General features: G+C 59.3%; 1 protein-coding gene. It reads right to left on the bottom strand.

Annotation, left to right across the window (positions count from 1 at the left end; all coding sequences use genetic code 11):
• A partial coding sequence (locus tag BUE18_RS28220) for a beta strand repeat-containing protein (protein WP_170868487.1) occupies positions 1–4,685 on the bottom strand: 4,685 nt, incomplete at both ends.

Below are 4,685 nucleotides of genomic sequence, written 5' to 3'. Positions count from 1 at the left end.
TCGCCGTCCACGATGGCGTCGGACGCGCTGATCAAGGTCACGTCGTTCCCGTTCGGATTGATGATCCCCCCAACCGTCACCGTCCCGGACTGGGAAGGCATGTTAACGGCAGAAGTTCCGCCGACAGTGGGAATGGTTCCGTTTTCTTCATCGCCCCAAGAGAGCGTGTACAAGGAGCCCGTCGTGAGGTTTGTGATGAAATGGGGATGGGGAACCTGGCCTTGGTAGGTTTCCACATGAATATCTTCGCCGCCGGATCCGTCTATGTCGGAGTTCAAGTTTCCGAGCAGGACGTCGCCGCCCACGTAAGCATTGATGGCTCCCCCTGCGTTTATCGTGGAGGTGGGAGACATGTACAGCGTGTGGACATGGCCCAAGCTGGCGGTATCGCCGATATTGACGTTTTTATCAGCAGTGATGGTCGTGCCATCCTGCATGATCATGATGTTAATGTTATCGATATTCACGGAGCCGCCGTTGACGGTAATCTCCGAAGCCCCGGCGGAGCCGGATTCCATGCGGAATTCGTCGGCGTTCTGGATATTCAGGTTGCCGCCGTTCACGGTCAGGGAACCGTTTTGGGTAAAGCGAATATCCCAGACGTTGCCGCCGGTGTCCAGGGTGACTGTTCCTGCGCCCACGGTAGCGTCGTCAATGATGATGTGATTGGCCGTGGCGTGCAGCACAACCACTTCGCCGCTGTTCGCGTAGACATTGGCGTTGGTCTCTATGGTGTTGTCGCCGATGATGTAGAGGGCGCCCTTTTGGTCTGCGGTGGCATCCGTTGTCACGCTGGCGGAAGCCCCGATGATTACGCCGCCGTCATCCTGGGTATTATTGCTATCCACCCACAAGGAAATGTTTCCGTTCTGGGCGCTCAGGTCATCGTAAACAGTCAGGGTTACGCCGTCCGTATTGATGTCTACGCCGTTACCCACATAAACCAGGATGTCAGCGTCCGGAGTGGTGTTATGACCATTGATGAGCATGGAGTAGCCGTCGCCGTCCAAATCCCTGATGGTCAAATCCTCTGCAGAGCCAGTGGCGCTGTCATTGGCCTGGGCGAAATGGAAACTTTCGCCCGATCCGGTGATCTCCACATCCAGGTTAGTTACTTCGGCCACCACGTTAAAAGCCACCTTGTTGGTTGCGCCGAAGGGGCTGTATTGATCCACGCCGGTGGCGTAATCATAATTCGCCGTCGCAAACCTGACAATATTGGTTATATCCTCGGAATACAGAGAACTGGATTTGAGGATCAGGTTTTCCGCCTGGATCGTGATTGCGCCGCTGGCGGAGTCCTTGACGATGCCGTTGACGGCTTCCAGACGAACCGTACCGGAGCCCACTGCGATGTCCGCCACCCGGGATCCGGTGAAGGCGAAATTCGCGCCCGTGCCGCCGTTGAAGATTGCACCGAGCGCTCCAACGTCCGGGAAGGTGACGTTCTGCAGCGTGGAAATGAGGCCCACGTTGTCGTTGCCGTCCAGGGTCCAGGCATTGATCGTAATATCGAGGTCGTTCCTGACCCACATGGATGCATCAACGCCAGCCGAAGGCACCACAGTGCTTGCCGTGGTTCCCAGAACCAGGTCGTAGCCGGTGTTGTCGATGGCGATTTCAGCGCCTGCGTCCTGAGTAACCACGATCAGGTTCCGCATCTGGGTGTCGATTGCGTTGCCCACGGGATCCGGATCCACGAGCAGATTGCCCGCACCATCTCTGCCGCCGTAAGAACCGCTGCCCGGATCCACGATGACGTCGTCGTTGACCACGCGGCCGATAAGGTCGGCCGCCCTGAGGGTTACCCAACCGCTGGCGCCGGTGGCCACGATGTCAATATCCGTATCGCCGTTATCGATGATGCCTTGGTTAAAGGATTCAACGTATACTGCATTGGCCGTATTATTGCTGGTTACCAGGCCGCCCAGGAAAATATCCTCGTCAGCCTTCATGGTGATGGTTCCGGCGGAAGAATTGATGACCGTGCCGTCCACCATGGTGATGCCGCCGCCGTTTTCGTTCAGGTCGCCATCGCTATCCGCAATGACCTCAACGTCGCCGTTATTTGTGGTGACGTCGCCGGTGGCGGAGAAGGTCACGTCGTTATCGGCCCAGAGATTCACATCGCCAGCCTTTGTGGTGATGGTCTGGTTGACTGCGATGTCGCCGCCGCCGTTGGCGTCCAGAGTAACGGTGCCGTTTTGTGCGTCAATGCCGGAGCCTGCGGTAACCACGTCGATGAGTCCGCTGGCGGAAGTGATGGTCACGATGGCGGCCGCCGTGCCGGTGGCGTCCTGGTTGATGCCGGTGATGTTCACGCCGTCGGTTTCGTCAATGAGGATCTTGCCCGCCACTGCGGTGTGTCCGGTGGTGGTGTTGGCGATCTTCAGGTTGGCGACCCTGGTTTCGATTGCCGAGTCTGCCGGGCCGGCAACCACTGCGCTGCCCACGCCGGTGACCGTGCTGATGACCACCTGAGCGCCGGTGGTGTTGGCCACGATGTCTTCCGTGGCTGTTCCCGCTCCATAGGCGCTGTCGCCGCCGTCGATGAGTGCGCCGTTATCCACGGTGATGGCCACTGCCGCCGTGGTGGCGTTGGTGGTGACCAACTGGCCGAGGGTAATGCTTTCATCGGACAGCAGGGTGATGGTTCCGCTGCCTGCATCGATGCCGGCGCCGTCCACCATGGTGATAGCGCCGCCGGAGCCGGAGCCGGAATTATCCGAGTCTGCAGTGATGGTAACAACCGGAGCGCCGGCTGCAACAATGTCTGACACTGCGTTGTTAAAGAGCACATCGTCTTCGGCGGACACGGAAATGGTTCCGCCGGTCGCCGTGAACTCAACCAGGTTGTTGAGGTTAACGTCGCTGGTACCCGCCAGATTCTGGGCCAGAATATCAATGGCGCCCGTGGTTCCGCCAAAGCCTGTCACCGTGTTGTTCAATGTGACGTGGCCGGAGTTGGCGTAAATCTGGATGTTGAAGCCGCCCGTACCGGATCCAGCCCTCACCGTCCCGTTAAGGGTGACGTCGCCGGCGGTTCCAGCCAGGGAGTTAATGGTGACATTGCCGAACTTGGAGCCCAAAGATTCAATTGTACCGGCTGCAGTGGAGGTGATGTTTCCGGCAGCCTGTACGTTCACAAATGCGGTTTCTCCTCCGTTCGCCGCGACAGCGGCTCCCAGGGCTACATCACGGCCGCCGTCGGCCAGGATGTTAATCACTGCCGCACTGCCGGTTCCTGAGGCATTGGCAGTGAGGGTTCCCGCGCCTGTAGTGGAAATGTCATTGGTTCCGCCGCCGTTGGCGTCCAGGGTGATGAAAGCCTTGACGCCGCTTCCAAGGATGGCGTCCGCCACGGTGATGTCCCCGTTATCCGCGGCCAGATCGATGTCCGCAGTGGTTCCTGCGCTGCCGGTTATCGTGCCGCCCGCGTTGGTGACGATATCGCCGCCGGTTACGGCGTAAAGATCGATATCCACCATGCCGGCGTTGGCCGTACCCGCGATAGCGGCGTCTGACGTGATGCCGCCGTTGGTCGCCGTCAGGGTGATGTAAGAGTTGCTGCCGGCCGCGCCGGTGATTCCTGCATTGAGATCAATGCTGCCGTTGTCAGTCCAAAGATCAATGTCAGTATTGCCAGAAGAAGAGGAGCCCTTAATGGCGTCATTCACAATAATATTGCCCAGGGTGTCCGCATCCAGGTCGATATCCACATTGCCTATGGCGCTGCCGGTGATGGTTCCGCTGGTGGTGACGCCGCCGTTGGTCGCCGTCAAGGTGATGAAGGTGGAACCGCTGGCGGCCGATCCTAAAATATCGCCCGCAGCGCTGGTGGTGATGGCGCCGCTTTGGGCGGTCAGGTCGATGTCCACATTAGACCCGCCATTGCCGGTAAGGGCTGCATTAAGGGCAATGGCGCCGGCCGTGGTAGCTGTCAGATCGATATCCACGCTGCCGGATGCGTTGCCAGTGATGGAATCGCCGACAGTGATTCCGCCGTTGGTGGCATCCAGGGTAATGGCTACGTTGCCTGAAGCGTTGCCCCCAATCGCGCCGCCGACGTTGGTGGTGATGGCGCCGTTTTGTGCAGTCAGGTCGATGTCCACGTTGCCCGTGGCGCCGCCCGAAATGCCGTTATTCAGGGTAATACTACCCACCGTGCGCGCCATCAGGTCGATGTCCACATTGCCCGTGGCGCCACCGCTGATATAGCCATCTGACACGATACCGCCGTTGGCGGCGTCCAGGGTGATGAATACATCGGTTCCGGCGATTCCGGTGATGTCGGCGTTGGCATTGAGATCAATGGAGCCGTTATTGGTCCACAAATCAATGTCCACGAAACCTAACGAACCGCTTGCGGAGATCTGATCGTTTACCACGATGGCGCCGATGTTCTGAGCGATGAGGTTCACGTCCGCGTTGGTTCCCGCGTTGGCGTCAATTCTTCCGCTTGTAGTGATGCCGCCGGTGAAGGCGTCCAGAGTGACGGTGACCGTCGTGCCGCCCGTGGCTTTGATATCGCCGTCGGCCGCCGTGTTGATGGCGCCGCCGTTGGCGTCCAGGAGGACGGTTGCGGTGGCAGCGGTTCCGGTTGCGTCGATGTTGTCGTTCACCGTGATGCTTGTGGTGGCCGTCAGAGTCACCCGGGCGTCGTCGGCGCCGTTGGCGTCAATGCT

The organism is Desulfatibacillum alkenivorans DSM 16219 (genome assembly GCF_900142135.1).
GTDB classification, from domain to species: Bacteria; Desulfobacterota; Desulfobacteria; order Desulfobacterales; family Desulfatibacillaceae; genus Desulfatibacillum; species Desulfatibacillum alkenivorans.
This window is presented reverse-complemented; position numbering and strand designations above follow the sequence as displayed.